This window comes from Lapidilactobacillus achengensis (assembly GCF_003946655.1).
Taxonomy (GTDB): domain Bacteria; phylum Bacillota; class Bacilli; order Lactobacillales; family Lactobacillaceae; genus Lapidilactobacillus; species Lapidilactobacillus achengensis.
In genome coordinates, this window is the sequence record NZ_RHOV01000002.1 from 1 (window position 1) to 18231 (window position 18231).

Here is an 18231-nt window from a genome sequence, read left to right on the forward strand (position 1 = left end):
CGCTGCTAAAAATATCTTGGCTAAAGGCTTAGCCCTTAACTAAGAATCACAGTCCGTCTGGCAACCTGCGGACTCTAAAGGCTTTGGTAATTAGCACGTAAGACCTGCTTGCAGGCGATGGCTGTATCTAAGCAAATTGTGGTCGTGTCACCGTTAGGCGATGCTCTCACAAGCCTGTGACTTTAGTCACGGGTGGTTGACTAGCGTAGTCCTCACTCTATTACAGTCCACTTATTATTTTAACACACAACCGGTCATAAAAGCAGTCTGCATTGCTTTGACCTCAATTATCGACGCAAGTTACTTGAATTGGGAATCAACGACGTTCTATTGTTTTACGTTAATTCTTATCAGCGTGGCCTCTGTTCGAGATTTCCTCAAGCGATTGCAGGTGTGGGTGGGTGTTGTGCGTGAGCGCAACCGGCTGGGACTGCTGATGCGGGCTGGAAACGTGCTCCCCCCCAGCTTCCTGCGCTTAGCTACTCAATTGTTCCGGAAGCAAAATGCAGCTTCCAAAACAATTGCTAGGCTAATGCTCAGGAGCTAAACGGGTCGGTTCGCTCTGTTTGGAACGTGGTGGGCGCTGTTTTGAGCCAATCCGCAAAAAGCGCGGCTTGTCTCAAAATCAGGCCTTGTTCTAAGCGACAAAGCCGCCAAGGACAATTTCACCACTGAAACGTGTTCGCCGACCTAGCTTCTTCCGCTTAGCTACGCAACTATTCCGGAGGCACAAACCAGCCTCCAAAATGGTTGCTAGGCTAATGCTCAGAAGCTGACCAGGTCGGTTCTCACTCTAGATAGAGCCGCGCAGTCCCAGCCGGTTGCTAGGCAGAATTGAGCTTATCTGCAATCGAGGCGAAGGATTTGACGAAGTGCTCTTGCAAGTGAGCGGTCAACCAATCGCCCACTTTTTGGGGTGGTACGGCAATGCCAACTGATCTGGATTAGGAGGTCGGGCCATTTTGCGTAGGCTGCACATCTCTATTCGTTTCCGTAACAATCCTTGGGTGGAAGGCCAACCGATTCAGTTGTTTCACTGAGAACTAGTTCTGTTTATCAGATGGACTGCACTGGTGTGAGTGCTCAAACGGCTGTTATAACGTTGAGCGGCTGGAGCGGAGCGTGGCGTTGATGGATCGTTTACTAGTTGGCGGAAGGTCGGGCTGGGGGTGAGTCAGCCGCGATATTATTGTTGGCGATTTATCGCCTACAATAAGGCCGAGTTTTGAGATTTTCGGTGGGTTTCCGAAAAGCTCAAAATCGTGCCCGCCGCGTTCCACCACCCCCAGCCCGACCTGGAGCCCCACCACATCTGCCATCCACCAACGCCACGCGCAGCGCAAGCCGCGGCCAACCTACTTTTGCAAGCAGCGGTCTTTTGCAAGCAGCGGTGATCATCGATTATTATGCAGCGCCACCCTCAAACCACCAAACACAGCCCAACATGTCTAGTCAGGTCGCCGCCAACCCTGTTTACAGCAAGTTCTAACCCAACCATTACTAATCAAATTTAATGCAAATCACCACCTGAAAATGGTACAATGACCTTCTGGAAGGGAGTGGGCCAAATGACATCCGTGGAAGTTGAGTTCAAAAATCTCCTGCTCCAGAATGAGTTTCAGCAGATCAAGTCGGCCTATCCATTCGCGCCGGCCTTTCTGCAAGCGAATTACTATTATGATACAGCTGCGCGCCAATTGCACCAGCAACATTGTGGTTTGCGGATCCGCATCTATCAAGATCGCGCCGAGCAAACTTTGAAGGTTCCGGCAACGATCACGACTGCCGCGCATCATGAATTGGTTGAAATCACCGATCCTTTGACCGTTGGCCAAGCGCGGGCTTTGACCGCGACACAAACGATCGCCACCACCGGGCAAGTGGCGGCGGCGTTGCAAGAGCGGAAACTACCGACAACCACATTGCAGATCATCGCCCAGGGTGTGACTCAGCGCAGGATCGCCTTATTACCCGCAGGCCAATTGACCTTGGATCAAACGACATATCCCAATGGCCAGCAGGATTTCGAATTGGAGTTGGAAACCACCGAGATTGCAGTAGCTGAGCCCTTTTACCATCAGCTCTTGCAACGTTTTTCGGTGCCCCAACGCCCGGTCGTCAATAAGGTAATGCGTGCAATTTCACAGTTATAAAATTTGAAGTCTAAAATTTTTAAGGCTAGAATTAAGTTAGATTTTGAAGTATCATTGTCGTATTCGCTAATTTGGTTGTTATTGTTTAGGTTTTATCAGCATGGGGGAAATACTTTTGCTAGAGATATTTATGTTTGCGAATCCGATTGGTGGCTTATGTTTGAACACCGAAGTCAACATCATTCGCGGCTTAAAGCAACATCGGCTGAAGGTTCAGCCGAATTTGGTGCCCATCACTAACATGAATGTTGTCACCGATTTCCTAGAGCGAAATCAGCTGGATACCCGTGATTTGATTCTGCGCAATCAGGTCATGGCGATCACCTTTCAGTCGATGCTTGACTATAAGGCTGCCTCGTTCCAGGGAAATAAGAAGGCGCGGGCGTTTACAATGAGCCTGCAAGACCACCTTAACGAAGGACTCGATTGCTATTCCGATGACTTGATCCACACGATCGCCCGCGAAGTCCATTTGGACGAGCAGACTTTCTTCACCGATCGAGTCAGTCAATTGGCCAAAGATCTGTGTGAAGCGGATCGGCAGCTGGCCAACAATCTCGGTGTGAAGAAAACACCGTCAACGGTTTTTATCGATTACCGACAAAATATCAACGGCGACGGTATTTTGATCAACGGCGCGGTTACCGAGGATCTGATCGATCAGATCTTAGCCAAGCAGTTGCCGCAACAACAAACGATCAACCAAAAGCCTTTTCTTAAACTTTTGAATGCCAACCGGGCTCAATTACATCTAATTTAGGCCGAACTCATTCAAATTTGCTTTTCAAACCAGTGTTCCGCGGGTGCTATTGCTCGCGGCGGCAGTGGTTTTTTTGTTGGCTGCGGCCGCTACTGGGGGCCAATTCCGTGGTCAACAATGGCCAGCGACTGCCGCTGAGCAAATGTCGTTGCTGGGATCGGGTCAGGCCGCCGGTGGCGAACCAGTAGTCCAATTGCCGCCCTAATAAATCAGGCCAGTGCCCCACAACCGGGGGCAAACATTGGGGCAACCATAAGGCGGTGGGCAATTTTTGCAAATCCCAGCCTTGCTGGTAACAGCGCCCTTGATACGTCAGCCAGCGCGGTTGTTTCAGCGCTAGTTGTTGGCCCAACCAAGGTCGGGGATCAAACCAGGGCTGATTCGGCGGCAATTGCGCCGGCGGACGGCGGTTTTGGCTGGCGCCCTGCAGAAATTCCCCTAGGCTTAGCATCCTGACCTGATAGAGCAATTGGGTCCGCGGCGGACGAAACTGGCAGTGATAAAACAATTGGATTTGGCGCCGCTCGGGTTGCCAGAACGCCAAATAGTAACCCCAGTGGGCTTGATAGGCCATGAATTTCAAGGCGCCTTGACTGGGACGCCGTTGTGACAAATAGGTTGCCCCCAACAACCATTGTTCCCTGATCCGCCAGCGCTGATAATCTTCATGCCGTTGCCGCAGCTCAGCCAACTCCAAGGGCGCGCATTGGAATTCAAAGGCCCACAGGTGAGCGCCGTGTTGCCACAAAACATCCGCGCGCCGCTGTTCGCCTTCTCGCGCGTCTTGCTGGAGCGGCCGCGGTTGGGCGCCCGCTGCAGTCACCAGCGGCGCGACCACTTCCCCTGGCCTCTTCTCCGCTGGGCTGTCCACCTCTGCCCCAGCCACTTTCAAGGGTAAAACCACTTCCAACTCGCTAACGACCTGCAACGCGGCCAACTCCTGTTGCAAGGTTTGCTTACCGGCGCGATGGCGGGCAGTCTCATTGGGTCCCAACCCAGTCCGACCCACATGACGGAAAAAGGGACGTCCCGTGCGTGCGCGCACCAACTGAACTGGCTGCCGACAACGGGGACAATAAAAATGCGCCGCGCCACCGGCTTTGGCCCGTAAGTCGGCTTCGCTTTCAATCACTTGTGTTGCTGCTTGGGTCAACTGTCCTCGCTCATCCAGGGCTGCATACATATTCTGATCACCTCTGACTAAATACGCCAACGCCGCCGCCTGCCCCGAAAAAATCCACAATCTGCGTTTGCCTCGACGCAACAGAATGTTGCTTGCATTGTGATTAAATGAGAATTAAGATTATTTATAAGATATTACATTATGAAAATAGAGGTGGCGCAGATGATTGGTGATTTCCTGAGAAAAAAAGAATTGCCTTAGGCTTCACTCAAGATTTTATTGCCAAGGAGCTTAAGGTTAGCCGGCAAGCAATTTCTAATTGGGAGCAAGAATCTCGCAATATTGACGTTGATGAACTGCTAAAATATGCAAAAATACTCGAAATTTCTTTTGAAGACTTAGAAAATAATTTGAATCAATCGATCACTCTTTCATCCGACTATAACAACATTGATAATTCTAAAAAAATCGCTAGTCATTTTTCTCGGGCTATCAAGGCGGTCCCGGTCCATGACGAAATTAGGCACAACGTTAAAATTGAAGGCGATAAGGTTGTTGGTGTTCATGCTTTGTTGTCAAGTCTTTTCCTCAACCAGAACGCGCTAACGATCCATAATTGCCCAACCGCGCTTGATTTTCTTAATGTCTTATATATTTTTGCCAACAACGGCTGGACAGATGCGAATATTTCACGGGATACCATTACATTAACGGCTGAGGCTGCCCCATTTAATATCACGATGTTAAATAAAGTCAGTCGTGCCAGTATCGGCGTCATCTCGGCTTTGACCTACAAATACCATCAGCTTCTTTTCAGCTTTCCCGGTGGCGATGATTTTTGTGATCGTCCGATTGATTTACATTTGGAGATCCTGGCGACGATTTCGAATTATCAATATGATGCCAGCGCGCATACTTTCTACGCGGAAAAGAAGGACACGCTGAATCGCAATCTGGTTCTGAATTGCTACGGCGATGGTAGCAAAAGTGTCGGCGCCTTCTTCAACGCGCTTAGTTTGGCCTATGTTTACCCGAATGCGCTCAAAATAAACGGCCTATCACAGGATCCCACGATTCTCTTTCTGATTTCCTTGTTGGAAAGGTCGACCAATCGCGTCGTTATTCATACAGCGCCAGACAGAATTTTGCTACCCGCGGTCGACGCGCTGGCGGCTAGAGACTGTCAGGTCACACTCCCCCCAGACATGACGATGCTTGTTTCCTATGTCTTGCTGCTCTGGGATCGCTTGGAAACAATCGCCTTTACCAACGTGACGATTAGTGAGATTCCCCCAAATTACGCGGAGCTTTTTGAAAACTTTGGCTTAGCGCTGGCTGAGGTCGATCATGCCTTGATTTTCCGTAAAGTCGCCCCGATCAATCAGGAATATTTTGAATTTTTGCGCCTCGGCCCGCCTCCACAGATCACCACAGATTTAGGACCGATCATCTCGGAATTCTTGGCCTTCCACAATATTCCAGCGATTTTGTTGGATGAAGTATTTGGCAATCGATCCAGTCATATTCCCGAATTGCAGAAATTAGGGATTAATCTTAAATCGCTAAGAAACGGCGCCCTAAAAACACAGCCGCGGTCAAAGCCCACATCCAATCAAAATGGCGTGTTCGACTTAAATGATATCCGCGCCGGGATGGCAATTATCATGGGTCTTGCCCATACGCAGATTCCTGCCGCGGTCTTACTAAACTATGATCAGCTTTTACGGGGCTTCGGAAATATTCAAAGCGCTTTAAGCTTGAGCGGTTATGAAGGCGACATCTATCGCTAGGCGAAGTTGTTAGTTAGATTTTGGCTCTGAAAAATTCATCAAACGACCAAGTCAAAAAATAGGCCTTCTGGGCAGTTGTCCAAGCATAAATCTGGCTGCTGGCCGGCAGATCCCCCCATCACCCGCTCAAACAAGCGCGTCTGATGGGATCGACACTGATCCCACCTGCCTGATAGCAGGACCTAGAAAATCGTTGAGGGTCACTTAATGGACAGAATCAGCATGAGTTACCCGGAAAGGAAAAATCGATGGACGCGAATATCTTTTGGCGTGAGCAGATCTGCCAAACATTCAAGGCTAGATTCTTACCCGCCTCCCCCTTAGTTAGATCCGGCAAGAACCTATTCACCTTTTCTCCGATTCAAGACGAATTAGCAAAATTCGCGGAACAACCGCAGGGATTTTTCTATAAAGAGCAACTTTGCTTTAGAAATGTTTATCCCGCCAATCTGGTAAATCCCCTCGCGAGTCCTTGCCAAGAATTAATTAGTCTTTTTTCGTTTGAGCCGGTCTCTTTTGCGCCGGTCATCGCCGAGTTTATCCGGACTATCTTGGATCCCTGGATTAGCGCCAGCGACATTTATGTGATCGTGCCGGACATCCAGTCCATTGCAACAAATAGCCGCGAAATATCGGCAAACGTAATTGAAATACCGCGAGAACGCCTGATTTGCGCGTTGCCGATTCCCGGCCAGCATTACTATCTCAAGGTGTGTGTCAAATTCAATAACGGCCTGGTCACGGTCGCCAATTTTGTACTCGTTGATTATCAAGGCGGCAATCTGGCGCAACTCGATAGTGTGTTCTTCCCGTTAAGATCAACGATGATCAACGAGCATGCCAAATCATTATTCGAAACGGCACACTATCACTCACTTTATCTGAAAGTGTTTCGCTCGGTTGAAAACCACGAGCTGACCCATTTTCTGATGAGTCAGCTTGAGGCCATTCGGATCTTACACCAGGCCGTTGGCAATGCCGGCAATAAGAAACAGCATTACACCATTAAAAAGTTGGCCCGCGAAATATTTTCAGAGTGCACCTACCACCAGATCAGCGTGACCGCGATCCTCCAGAACTTTCCCACCCTCGCGGAATTTCTGAGTCCACTTTACGAGGACTTTCTTGCTAGCCTTGAGAAATCCATCCGTCAGGTTCAACGAAGCCGCCAGCCAGTCACCGCTGATTACGCCTATCAAACGTTGGGGATCCCCTATCAACTATTTAAAGCGAGAATCGATCCAACTCTAGTTTTACCAAAATTGCCCAGCAATTTCGCTTATCATCGAAATCCGTCTGAAAACATCTACGTCGATCCTATCGCGAGGTATCGCTAATGAAACACATCTTGATTTTTCATCCGTACCGCGAACAATATACAGATATTTATCAATGTCTGGCGCCACAGCATGACTACACCATCATCGCGGACCAAGCCAAAGCGGCGTCCTTTCAACTGAATCAACCGGTCAATGTCACACTCGTTTTTGTCAAAAATTACCCACTCGCTAGAGAACGTCAGGCCCGGGAACTTATGACAAACGCGCATTTTGACGCGATTATCGCACTAGACGAATTTGATATTGAACTGGCCGGCAAATTACGGACGGCATTCAATTTACCTGGGCAAAATCTTGCGGAGGCGCGAATTTTTCGCGATAAAGCGACCATGGTCCAGCGGGTCAGCGCTGCTGGCTTTAAAGTGCCCAACTCACAAGTCGTTTCTTCGTCTGCCGCATTAGCAGCGTTCTTTAAGCGCAACCCTGATATGATTGTCAAACCATTGGATGGCGCCGGTTCGGTAAATACCTTTCATTTGAAAGAAAAGGCAGACTTGACGCGCTTTCAGGCTGATCATGATTGGATTCAGCAAACATTCCTGGTCCAACAGTATCTTTATGCGGATATTTATCATATTGATGGCTTGATTGCCCACGGTCAGGTTTTGTATTGCGAACCGGCACGATACATCTATAACCCCCTGTTGATCAAAGCCGGTGTTTCGGCGGCGGCAGTCTCTTTGGATCACACGGATGCCAGCTATCTTGAACTCAGTCAATACGCCACTAATCTCGTTAAAAAACTGGCGCCAACTGGAACCTTTCTCTTTCATTTGGAAGTGTTCTTCGACGGTCAAGAGATCATCTTCCTGGAGATCGGGAGCAGGATCGGTGGCGCCCGCATTCGCCAAAACTTGGAATTCAAACTGGCCTGTAACCCACTTAAACTCCTGATTTATTCGGTTTGCGCAGAACCACTCCCGGCGATCAGGCGCGACTATCCGGTGACCGGGTGGCTGCTAACGGCCAAACAAGCCGGCACGATCCAAGCTCTGCCAGAATTTACTGAAGCGGTGAAGTCCGAATTTTCTATTTTTGATGAGGTGGCATATGTTCGCGTTGGCAGTCAGATCGGCAATGCGGCCCACAGCGCCGATGCGGTAATCGGGCTGTCAGTTTACGGCGCTTCTTTTCGTAGCGTAAAAGCGCAGTTACTGCGGGCTGAACAATGGGCGCAAGCAAACACGAGGTATCAAGATCAATGAAATATTTCATCTATCGTTTTTCGCCTGAAAGCATCGGGCTCCAACCAGCTAACCAACTCGCGATCGTCTGCCCCAGCCAGCAACGCCAGAACTATCTGAGCGTGGGATTCGCCGAGCAGCAAGTTTTCACCGTTGCCGATTTTAGCCTATTAGAGCTACTATTGTTCTTCAAAAGTCAGCCGAGCATTGACGATATTTTTTCCCTTGATGAGGGGCTGATCCATCTCGTCGGTATTTTGAAAGCAATCTTTACCGACGACAAGAACGCTTGGGAAATTGCCTATGCCTATAAGGACAAAAAAATGATGCGGCAAACTTTGGCGCCCAAAATCAAACAACCAAGCCTGATCGACCCTTGCGCAACTGACGCGCTCCCGGCCAAATTTATCATCAAACCCCGCCGCGAAGACTCTGGCCGAGGCGTCGCCATCGTCACAGCGGTGCCTGATTATTTCAATTCGACTGAGTACCTGCTGGAAACTGTTGAGACGTTTGATGTCATGTTTACGTGCGATGGCATCGCGATCAATGGCGAAATCGGCTATTTTTTCTCCCATGAATATGTTGGTAATATCCTAGCCATTAAGACTGATTTTTTCAATTTGATTAGGACCAATTCACACTATCAAAGCAACGATCATTTGATTGAACGACTGGAAGCGGCCACTCAAGCCGTGCTAACGAGGCTGGGCACAGATACGATCCAACCGTTTCACGCTGAATTTTTTTATCGAACTGAGACTGATGAACTCAGTTTTTGTGAGATCGGCAAGCGTTTTGGCGGTGGTCAAATACCGCTACTGGTCAAGCAGGCCTTTAATTTCGATCTCCTCGCGACCTATTGGGCTTTGGTCAACAACGCCGCTGTCCCCCAAGTTAAGGATTATCAGCGCAGCCCCACTTGTCTGGCGGTAACTTTGGCGATCTTCCAAAACGGTCGTCAACAAGCGCCTCCAGAAATAGCCGTTCCGTTAGCTTTCTTTAGGGAATATCCGCAACAACCAGCGCGACGAGCCAAGTCATTGGCGGATCTGCGCTACCTCCTTGTCTTTTGCCTACCAGGAAATCGTGAATTCAACCAGACCTTCCTGTCACTGCGAGGTTACTTCGAACATGAACAAAGAAAATAAAAATATCGGCTTGCTGCTTATCCGCGGGCAAACCACCAACCTTGGCAATATCATCTTTGATTATGGCAATAAACTATTGATCGCCGGACTGGCGCTCAACGCCAATTTTTTTATGACATTTTATCAGTCCAGCGAGGCGCTGATCAGGCTGATTTTTAATCTCTTTGCTGGTCACCTGGCCGATTTTGGCAATAGAAAACGGCTCCTGCTCGCCACCGACCTAATTGCCGGCGCCCTGACCTTCCTTCTCTTCTTATGCTATGATCCCCAGAATATTTGGGCACTCATCATTATCAACGCCTTACTGGCCGTGCTATTTAGCTTTAATGTGCCGGCCTATAAAGCCATTACGAAGGATTTGTTAAGTCAAAAGGGTATCTATCGCTATAACGCCACCGCCAAAGTAATTGCCGAGCTCATCGCGGTCGCGGCGCCACTGCTGGCCATGCTGGTGATCAAACAATTCGGCTTTAAATACGGCATGTTGATCGATGCGCTCTCTTTTTTCATTTCAGCCCTATGCGAAGGCAACTTTGTCATCTTACATGAGGTCCCCGCCGCCAAAGCAACTTTTCTCACCGGATTAAAGGCGGGGATTCACTATATCGCCAGCAGAAAAGGCCTCCTGATCATCTTGATCTCCAGCGCGTTTCTTAATTTCTTAGATGCGATTTATTCATTTTATCTACCCTTTACCGCGACGTTTTCTGGTTTTTCGCACATCTATGCCTACATTTTGATTGCCCAATCCCTCGGCAGTGTTTTAGGCGCGCTTTTGGTTAGTATTTATAAAATCCAGCTGGCGCCTAAGTCCTTCTTCCATTTATTATTACCAGCATCCCTGGCGCTGATCCTGATTGGGTTCGCGCGTTCCTCGCAGCCTTTACTCCTGCTTCTCTTTGGCTTATTTTCAAGCACCGTGACAACTTTCAATATCTCGCTAATGTCCTATCTCCAGGCTTCCGTCGATTCCCGCTTTCTTGGTCGCGTTTTTAGCATTATTTTTACCATCAGCGGTATCTTTATTCCCTTAGGCAGTGTGGTTGCCGCGCTGATCGACTTTAAATCTTGGCAAATTTTCCAATTGATTGGCTGTGGCCAGCTCTTGATCTATCTTGTCTGCTTCCCAGCTATAAGGCGAATTATGTCGTAGCTGTAAATAGGATACCTAAGTCCGCGGCTAATCATGTCCACCGAGAGAATTAGGCTGGGAGTGGTGGATTCGCAGACAAGAGTAGCGTGTCCGCAGCTTGCGCTGCGCGTGGCGTTGGTGGTGGGCAGGTGTAGTGGGGCTCCAGGTCGGGCTGGGGGTGGTGGAACGCTGCGGGCACGACTTGAAGCTTTTCGGAAAACCACCGAAAATCTTCAAGCTCGGCCTTATTGTAGGCGATAAATCGCCAACAATAATAGGTTCTTTCTAACGTTTGGAGAATGACCTTAAAATTTCTCAATAATCGATGTTCTTGCTTCCGGAATTTGAGGAATTACAACACTCAACATTAGACAATAGGTTAGTTTGCTGCGGGCATTTATCTCCTATCGCTCTAATTTATTTAGTTGGAGTATTGAACCATTGTCTTGAAAGTTGCTATATCAGTGTTGATCGCGTCTTCGCCAAAGTTTAGGAAGAACCCAATAATATCGCGGCTGACTCACCCCCAGCCCGACCTTCCGCCAGACAAGCAAACGAACCACCAACGCCAGAGTGTGAGCCGACCCGGGTAGCTTCTGAGCATTAGCCTAGCAATTGTTTTGGAAGCCGCACTTTGCTTCCGGAACAATTGCGTAGCTAAGCGGAAGAAGCTGGGTCGGCGAACACGTTTCAACGCCACGCTCCGCTCCAGCCGCTCAACATTATAACAGCCGTTTGAGCACTCACGCCGATCGACAAGCTATGGTCAATTGATGGGGGATCCACGCCATTGACGACCATGGTTAGTGGTCACAAGCCTTAAATTGGTGACACCAGCACAGTCTGTTTGATAAACTGAGGCAAGTTCTTGATGAATCAGCCGAATCGGTTTGTTTCCATCCACGAATTGTTAAGGAAATGAGTCAAATTGTTCGGCCGACGCAAAGTATACCGATCTCCTAATCCAAATCTGTTGGTGTTGCCGTACCACCCCCAAAAGTAGGTTGGCCGCGGTTTACGCTGCGAAATTCGGGGTGAGCTCGCTGTGGGCGTCACTTTGAGCTTCGCGAAACCCGCGCGAATCTCAAAGCTGAGCCTTGTCCTAAGCGGCAGAGCCGCCAAGGACAATTTCACGGCGATCTCACCCCGAATTTCTCCGCTCCAGCCGCTCAACGTTATAACAGTCGTTTGAGCGCTCACGCCGACTGGCAAGCTATGGTCAATTGATGGGAATCCACGCAATTGACGACCGTGGTTAGTGGTTATGATCTTTAAATTGGTGACACCAGTAAAGTCTACTTGATGAACTTAGGCAAGTTCTTGATGAATCAGCTGAATTGGTTGGGTTCCAACTAAGGATTGTTGAGGAAACTGGTAAAGATTTCCAGCCAACCCAAACTATATCAACCAGCTAATCCGATTCTGGTGGTATTGCCGCCCACCAAAAAAATTGGCAGTTGTTTTAACCTCTAGCTTGCAAAAGCACTTCGTCAGATACCCAACTTCGATTGCAGATAAGCTCAATTCTGCCCAGCAACCGGGTCGGGCCATGCGGCTCAGCGGTGAAATTATTCTTTGCGGCTTTGCCGCTTAGAATAAAGCTCGATTTTGAGACAAGCCGCGGGCTTTGCGGATTGGCTCAAAACGACGCCCACTGCGTTCCAGCCGCACAAATGGCCCGACCCGGTTGCGTCCCCATCCAAACCCACCCAAACCTGCAATCAAGCACAGACTGCTGGAATCAGTTGGTATTGCTGTACCACCACAAAAGCGAGCAATTGTTTGACCGCTCGCTTGCAATAGCACTTCGTCAGATATCCATCTTCGATGACAGATAAGCTCAATTCCGCCCAGCAACCGGCTGGGACTGCGCGGCTCAGTGGTGAAATTGTCCTTGGCGGCTTTGCCGCTTAGGACAAGGCTCGATTTGAAGACAAGCCGCGCACTTGGCGGATTGGCTTCAAACGATGCCCACCACGTTCCAGTCCGCAACAGCAGTCCCAGCCGGTTGCGCTCACGCGCAACACCCAGCACACCTGCAATCATGCGCAAAAAACCACCCAACTCCATTTAGCAAAGCGCCACAAAAAGCAGCCTACCGATCCCCGGCAGGCTGCTTAAAATGTTTGTTGTTTAAAAAAATGCTAACTTGCGCTTAATGTTGAGCTAAAAAGTAATGCCGCGTCGTCTGTAACGCCACTTGGTCCATGATCTTCTTGCCATATTCGCTGAGCACTTCCGGGGTAACATCTGTCTTCGCGCCATATTCATTGGCGATCGCGATGGCGTCCTCCGCCGAAATATCGTGGAGATCATCAACAAACAGCACCAATTCCAGATAGTATTGCCCTTGGTATTGATAAAGATTCGAAATCCCGGATTCCAAACGAAGCGCGTCCGCGAGTTGGATCATCGCTTCGAAATCAGGCAGCGCCAGGACAACTTGCCGATAGTCCACATCTTCATCTTCCAGATAACGGCTGAGATTATCCTCATCATCATCTTCGTCAGAACTTTGTAATTTTTTTTGTAGTGCGGCTAATTGACTCTTGTTTTGATGATGTTTCCCGCGGTTACGCCGTTGGGACAACGCGGAATCTAAGGCTTCTCGATCGGACAGCTCATCTTCATCCAACTTGCTGATCAACAACTCAAGCCCACCTTTATTGGGCATCACCTGAAAAGTGACGGCGTCATTATCGGCAAACATATGGTCAGCGTCAACTTCTTCGAGAATGCTGTAAAAGAACTTCTCAATCTGTTGATGATTGGCCAGCAGGTCCAAGATCTTGACACCACGCTCTTCTAAATCTTCGCGACCAAGGATCACGCGAATCGTATTCTCATCGATCCGTTCCATTTCCATTAGGTCCACCTCATTTCTTGTGACCAGTGATTATTGGCAAAAGTCGCCAATATCCCTATTCTTGCAGTATACTACACTGTTCTCATTATGAAAACCACTCCCAGGCTTTTCTTCGCCGAAAAAGTGATTCTCTTAAACTCACTAACTATTAATAAGTTGACTTGTCGATTTTACCATAAAAAAATATGGAACAACAGTAAAAAGTGTTATTCCATATCTTAACTTTAATATTTGTCGCCTAGCTACTAAATTAGTAACCTGCCATTCGTTGTGCCTGTTGCAATTCCAATGCCCGTACTTCCCGGGGGAGGAAGCGGCGGATCTCATCTTCATTGTAACCAACTTGGAGCCGCTTATCATCCATGATGATCGGTCGGCGTAACAAACCGGGATTCTGTTCAACCAGATCCAACAGTTCGTCCATGGTCAAATCGTCTAAGTCGATTCCCAATTCTTGGAAAATCTTCGACCGCGTCGAAATGATTTCTTCTGTACCATCTTCGGTCATGCGCAAGATTTGCTTGATTTCGTCCTTGCTTAACGGATCAGAGAAAATATTACGTTCTTCAAACGGTATATTATGTTCTTTCAACCAGGCACGGGCTTTACGGCAGGATGTGCAACTTGGTGATGTATATAAATTTACCATGACATTCGCTCCCTTATGACGCGATTATGAACATAATCCTTATCAATTCACAAGTACATTATACCCACTAATTAAGAAAAAAATCTAGACCTTTCGGCAAAATAATTGTAAAGAATTTGAAATATAAGATTCAATTAAGAAATATACAATCTTGATATATCAAGCAATATCACGATATTCGCTTCGTATAACATTAATGTAACACTTAAGAATACCTTATAATTTCGATAATTAACTTTGGTTAACATGTTGTCACTTGTGAACGATGCCTAAGTAGCGCCGATGAAAGTGCTTTCCAAAAACGACTGAAACCCCCTGAATAAACCTAACCTAAATTGATTTCTTTTCCAGTCGCGGCCAATTCAATTGGTATAGTCGGCGCGGCTGCCTGCGCTTCTACTAACAGTTGGTGATGCTCAATTTGCTGTGGTAAATGGCTTAGTAATAAGCGGCCGACGCCAGCCGTTTGCGCGATTTGCCCAGATTGGCCTGCCGTCATGTGCCACAAGCGGCCTGACTTATTGTTAGTGAAATTCGTATCGGTGATCAATAAATCCGCATCCCGGGCAAATTTTCCTAATTCAGGGAAATAAGCTGAATCGGCCGTGAAAACCAGCACCTTTTTTTCTGCGTTTTCAATGCGGACCGCATAAGTTGGGACCGGATGAACGGTCCGCAAAAAAGTCAGGCGCAACGGTCCTAAGGTCAGTGTCTTGTCCGGATCATAAGCCCGACCCGCCGTGGCACCGGCCCAGGTCAGACTGGCAAAGTTCAAAGGATCTTCTGTATTCCCATAAATCGGTAACTCCGCCACGTGACGCTCGCCTTGGCGCAATTGCCAATAATACTGCAACACCCCAACATCGGCGATATGATCGTGATGATAATGGGTCAGCAAAACAGCGTCCAACTGCAAAGGATCCAAGCGCTGCTCCAACTGACTCAAGACGCCGCTGCCACAATCCAGCAGCAAACGATAAGCGCCCTCTTCGATCAAGAAGCCGGTTGTCCCCGCTGTGGCGGTGGGATAGCCGCCGTAATAACCTAAGACTGTTAATTTCATTTTTTGTCATCCTTTCAGGAATTGATCTGCTTTAGCGCCACGTCAAATCAAGCGTTGCGTGGAGATCTGCGTTGTCCGCAACAAGCGGCGATAATTATAGGCTGTGAACAAATAGAAGAACCAATAGACGAGGAAGACCACCAACGTCAATAAATACAATAGTTTCAACGGCAAATGATCCAAGTGCCAGCCGACAAAGTGCATGATGAAGAGCCCATTGGCGATGCCAAAAAGCACTGGGGTCAAGAAGACGCGCCGATTTTGCCGGTCTGAATAGCGTAGCAATTCGTCTTCGGCCACGCCTAGTTTCTTCATGGTCAGGTAATCGAAACGGTTCTGTTCGACCTGAGACAATTGCCGAAGGGAGAAGACGCTGGCCCAGGCGAAAGTCATCAATAAGGCCAATAACACGATGACAAAGATCACCACGCCTAAAAAGCGCCGCAGCATGACTTGGAACGGTCCTCGAACAGAATAGCTATTGCTTGAATAACTGATCAGATTCGCCGACTTTTTCTGCCTCGTGGCGCTGAGTTTGAGCCAAGAACGGCGCAAACTGGAATCAACGTGGTAGACCATTTTTCGGAGATTCTTACTGGCGAAGGACGCCTGATCGATCTTCCGTAGAAAGGCGCTGTCCGGGGCCATTTTCTTGATCCGGTAGCCGGTTAACTGGCGTGCGGGCGCAGTCTGCAACTGATCAAAGAACGCGTCCGGCACCACCAGCAGATCCGCGTAGAACAAGGAATTACCTAAGGGATATTGGCGTGAATAATCACTGATCGTCAATTGTGGCAGGCCCGGTTGCGCGAATCTGATTTTATTCTGGCGCAAAACCTGCGCGGGTAATTTTTGGTATTGGAAATTATAGGAAATGTAAAGTGCTTGGCGGTCTTGGAGCTGCAATGGCGGCAGGCCCCGTTGATGCCGCTGGACCCGGCGGTATGCCGCCAGCGAGATCACTTCCACCGGCATATTGCGCTGGCCCATGATCTCGCGGCTGTGAGGCCCAATCATTTGCGCGGGGACCGCCTTGACTTGAATACTGGTCAGCCGTTCCAACTGGCCACCTTGGTCGCGGATCTCTTGGGCGACTTGATCATGGTAAGCCTGATCCACGGCCAGATCCACCGGCGCCTCCTCGTCCAAGTCGCGATAATTATCCGCGTAACTGACCGCGGCGATCCCCAATAACACCACCGAGGCCGTGACAAAAACGGTCGTCAAGGTCAGCGATTGATGATGGCGGCGAAACTCGCTACCCGTCATCGCCAGGTCAAGGATCCGCTGGTGCCGATAAGCCCATTTCGATTGCCGTAAACGTGCGCAAAGCTGGGGTAAAGTATCGCGAAAAACAAACCACACCCCTAACAATAGCGCCATGAAAATCAATAAGGTGTTCAACGAGGCACGGTCGGCCAAACGAAACGGCTTCAACCAATTCAATTTGAAGATCGCCAAATAACTCCCCGCGACTAACACCGGTCCCAGCCAGGCCAAAAAGCGGGCCAGCCACGGCGCGGTCAGCGGTTGGCTCGCGCTTTGTTCAGGATTAAGTAGGCGCACGGGGCGCAGCTGAAAGATGCGGATGGCATCCAATACACCGACGATCGCGAAGATCACCAAGTAGGCCACGCTGACATCACGCAGACCGATCAAGGACCACCAATGGTTCGTTTCTTGACTGATCCCCATGAACCGTAACAGCAACATGGCAAACAATTTATTCGTCAACAGGCCTAAGACCAAGCCCATCAATAGCGCTAAGACCTCGCCTAGCAACGTCTCGAGAAAGAACAGCCACGCGATCCGACCCCGTGGTAAACCGGAGACGATCAAGAGTCCAAACTCAGAATGGCGTTGATGCACAAAAAACCGATTGGCGTAGAAGATGATCAATAGACTAAAAACCAGTAAGGCCACTAACAAAATCAATAGCGTCCCTAAAATAGGATTGAGCCGACTCATTTTTAAAATGATCGGATTTTCGAACGTGGTCAAACAGTCGTAAGAAATCATCACCAACAAGGCGATCGCCACCAAATATAACACGCGCCCCGCCAAGTGCTGGCGAAAATTCTTAAAGGCGATTTTTGAAATCACTAAGATTACCCCCACCAATGGCCGCCTGCATATCAATGATCTGATGGAAAAATTGCCGCCGACTGCCGGAACGCACGACTTCAGCGTACAAGGCGCCATCCTTAATGAAAATGATCCGATTACAATAACTGGCCGTAAACGCGTCATGGGTCACCATCATGATCGTGGTCTCGTCTTCCAAATTGATCGTGGCCAAGTATTGCAACAACTCGGTCGCGGACTTGGAATCCAGACTTCCGGTAGGTTCATCCGCGAAAACGATCTGCGGACGGGTCATCAAAGCCCGCGCCGCCGCCACCCGTTGCTTCTGCCCCATCGAAAGTTCATTGGGATAACGGCTCATCAATTCGGCCAAGTTCAAGCGTTCGCTGAAATAAGCCAACCGCTGCTCGACCTGATCAGCGGGCAGGCGCAACATCGACAAGATCATAACCAAGTTCTCCCGGACCGATAAAGCCGGCAACAAATTGAAATCTTGAAAAATAAAACCAATATTATTGCGCCGAAATTCAGCGAGATCTCGTTCTGGCAAGGTGGTGATCTCCTGTCCCGCCAAATAGATTCGCCCCATCGTTGGCTGATCGATCGTTGACATCACGTTCAGCAATGTGGTTTTCCCGGCGCCTGATGGTCCCATCACCCCAACGAATTCGCCGCGCTCGATCTTGAAACTAATATTGTTCAGCGCTCGGACCAAGTTCTGCCGCGCGCCGAAATTCTTGCTGACTTGTTTCACTTCCGCCATTCGCATCAATCTTCCCCATTTCTCAATGCCACCGTCGTCACTTCCATTTTACACGGAAATGTCCTAAGACAACACTAACACTTTTGTAACCAGAAAGAAGCTTTGCGGTCAAGTGCCTTTTCGTTAGGGCCACGATTGATCGTTGTCCTGGGCGAAGCGTCCTGGCAGCTTC

Annotated in this window: 17 protein-coding genes and 1 pseudogene; 9 read left to right on the plus strand and 9 right to left on the minus strand. The window is 48.9% G+C overall.

The annotated features are described in order from the left end of the window. Positions 1–543: 543 nt before the first annotated feature. A complete protein-coding gene (locus EKM94_RS12715) occupies positions 544–669 on the minus strand; it encodes a hypothetical protein (RefSeq protein WP_263853207.1) in 126 nt (41 codons plus the stop codon). Positions 670–1003: 334 nt separating this feature from the next. Between EKM94_RS12715 and EKM94_RS12720 the strand changes: the two genes are divergently transcribed. From EKM94_RS12720 to EKM94_RS01390, 3 genes are all read left to right on the plus strand, one after another. Continuing rightward, entirely contained in the window at positions 1004–1132 is a 129-nt protein-coding gene (locus EKM94_RS12720) for a hypothetical protein (RefSeq protein WP_263853208.1), read from the plus strand. A gap of 436 nt (positions 1133–1568) precedes the next feature. Beyond that, on the plus strand, positions 1569–2153 hold the full coding sequence (locus EKM94_RS01385) for a CYTH domain-containing protein (RefSeq protein ID WP_164511047.1): 585 nt from the start codon (positions 1569–1571) through the stop codon (positions 2151–2153). A gap of 130 nt (positions 2154–2283) precedes the next feature. Next, positions 2284–2913 carry a DsbA family protein gene (locus tag EKM94_RS01390; RefSeq protein ID WP_225422128.1) on the plus strand — a complete coding sequence of 210 codons (630 nt, stop codon included), beginning with the start codon at positions 2284–2286 and terminating at the stop codon, positions 2911–2913. Between the two features lie 46 nt (positions 2914–2959). On the opposite strand, the gene EKM94_RS01395 is transcribed toward EKM94_RS01390, so the two are convergent. Then, on the minus strand, positions 2960–4156 hold the full coding sequence (locus tag EKM94_RS01395) for a competence protein CoiA (RefSeq protein ID WP_125596410.1): 1197 nt from the start codon (positions 4154–4156) through the stop codon (positions 2960–2962). A 158-nt stretch (positions 4157–4314) separates the two neighbouring features. Between EKM94_RS01395 and EKM94_RS12725 the strand changes: the two are divergent. The 6 genes and pseudogenes from EKM94_RS12725 to EKM94_RS01420 all read left to right on the plus strand — a co-directional run. Beyond that, positions 4315–4377, plus strand: a pseudogene (locus tag EKM94_RS12725) (hypothetical protein); the annotation flags it as partial. A 231-nt stretch (positions 4378–4608) separates the two neighbouring features. Further along, positions 4609–5826, plus strand: a complete 1218-nt coding sequence (locus tag EKM94_RS01400; RefSeq protein ID WP_263853209.1) for a UDP-N-acetylglucosamine 1-carboxyvinyltransferase — start codon at positions 4609–4611, stop codon at positions 5824–5826. A gap of 248 nt (positions 5827–6074) precedes the next feature. Beyond that, entirely contained in the window at positions 6075–7163 is a 1089-nt protein-coding gene (locus tag EKM94_RS01405) for a hypothetical protein (RefSeq protein ID WP_125596413.1), read from the plus strand. Then, positions 7163–8371 carry an ATP-grasp domain-containing protein gene (locus EKM94_RS01410; protein WP_125596416.1) on the plus strand — a complete coding sequence of 403 codons (1209 nt, stop codon included), beginning with the start codon at positions 7163–7165 and terminating at the stop codon, positions 8369–8371. The genes EKM94_RS01405 and EKM94_RS01410 overlap by 1 nt, the downstream gene beginning before the upstream one ends. Continuing rightward, positions 8368–9501: a biotin carboxylase gene (locus EKM94_RS01415; RefSeq protein WP_125596420.1), complete on the plus strand. Its 1134-nt coding sequence runs from the start codon at positions 8368–8370 to the stop codon at positions 9499–9501. Before EKM94_RS01410 ends, EKM94_RS01415 begins: the two co-directional genes overlap by 4 nt. Continuing rightward, on the plus strand, positions 9485–10654 hold the full coding sequence (locus EKM94_RS01420) for an MFS transporter (RefSeq protein ID WP_125596423.1): 1170 nt from the start codon (positions 9485–9487) through the stop codon (positions 10652–10654). The genes EKM94_RS01415 and EKM94_RS01420 overlap by 17 nt, the downstream gene beginning before the upstream one ends. 855 nt (positions 10655–11509) lie before the next feature. On the opposite strand, the gene EKM94_RS01425 is transcribed toward EKM94_RS01420, so the two are convergent. From EKM94_RS01425 to EKM94_RS01455, 7 genes are all read right to left on the minus strand, one after another. After that, entirely contained in the window at positions 11510–11875 is a 366-nt protein-coding gene (locus tag EKM94_RS01425; RefSeq protein WP_125596426.1) for a hypothetical protein, read from the minus strand. Positions 11876–12223: 348 nt separating this feature from the next. Beyond that, positions 12224–12679: a hypothetical protein gene (locus EKM94_RS01430; RefSeq protein WP_125596429.1), complete on the minus strand. Its 456-nt coding sequence runs from the start codon at positions 12677–12679 to the stop codon at positions 12224–12226. Positions 12680–12788: 109 nt separating this feature from the next. After that, a complete protein-coding gene (locus EKM94_RS01435) occupies positions 12789–13499 on the minus strand; it encodes an adaptor protein MecA (protein WP_125596432.1) in 711 nt (236 codons plus the stop codon). A 250-nt stretch (positions 13500–13749) separates the two neighbouring features. Further along, entirely contained in the window at positions 13750–14148 is a 399-nt protein-coding gene (spxA, locus tag EKM94_RS01440) for a transcriptional regulator SpxA (RefSeq protein WP_125596435.1), read from the minus strand. A gap of 325 nt (positions 14149–14473) precedes the next feature. After that, complete coding sequence (locus tag EKM94_RS01445; RefSeq protein WP_125596438.1) at positions 14474–15211, minus strand: MBL fold metallo-hydrolase; 738 nt, start codon at positions 15209–15211, stop codon at positions 14474–14476. A 42-nt stretch (positions 15212–15253) separates the two neighbouring features. Next, positions 15254–17314, minus strand: coding sequence for an FtsX-like permease family protein (locus EKM94_RS01450; protein WP_164511049.1), 2061 nt, complete (start codon positions 17312–17314; stop codon positions 15254–15256). Beyond that, on the minus strand, positions 17292–18068 hold the full coding sequence (locus EKM94_RS01455) for an ABC transporter ATP-binding protein (RefSeq protein WP_125596444.1): 777 nt from the start codon (positions 18066–18068) through the stop codon (positions 17292–17294). Before EKM94_RS01455 ends, EKM94_RS01450 begins: the two co-directional genes overlap by 23 nt. Positions 18069–18231: the final 163 nt, after the last annotated feature.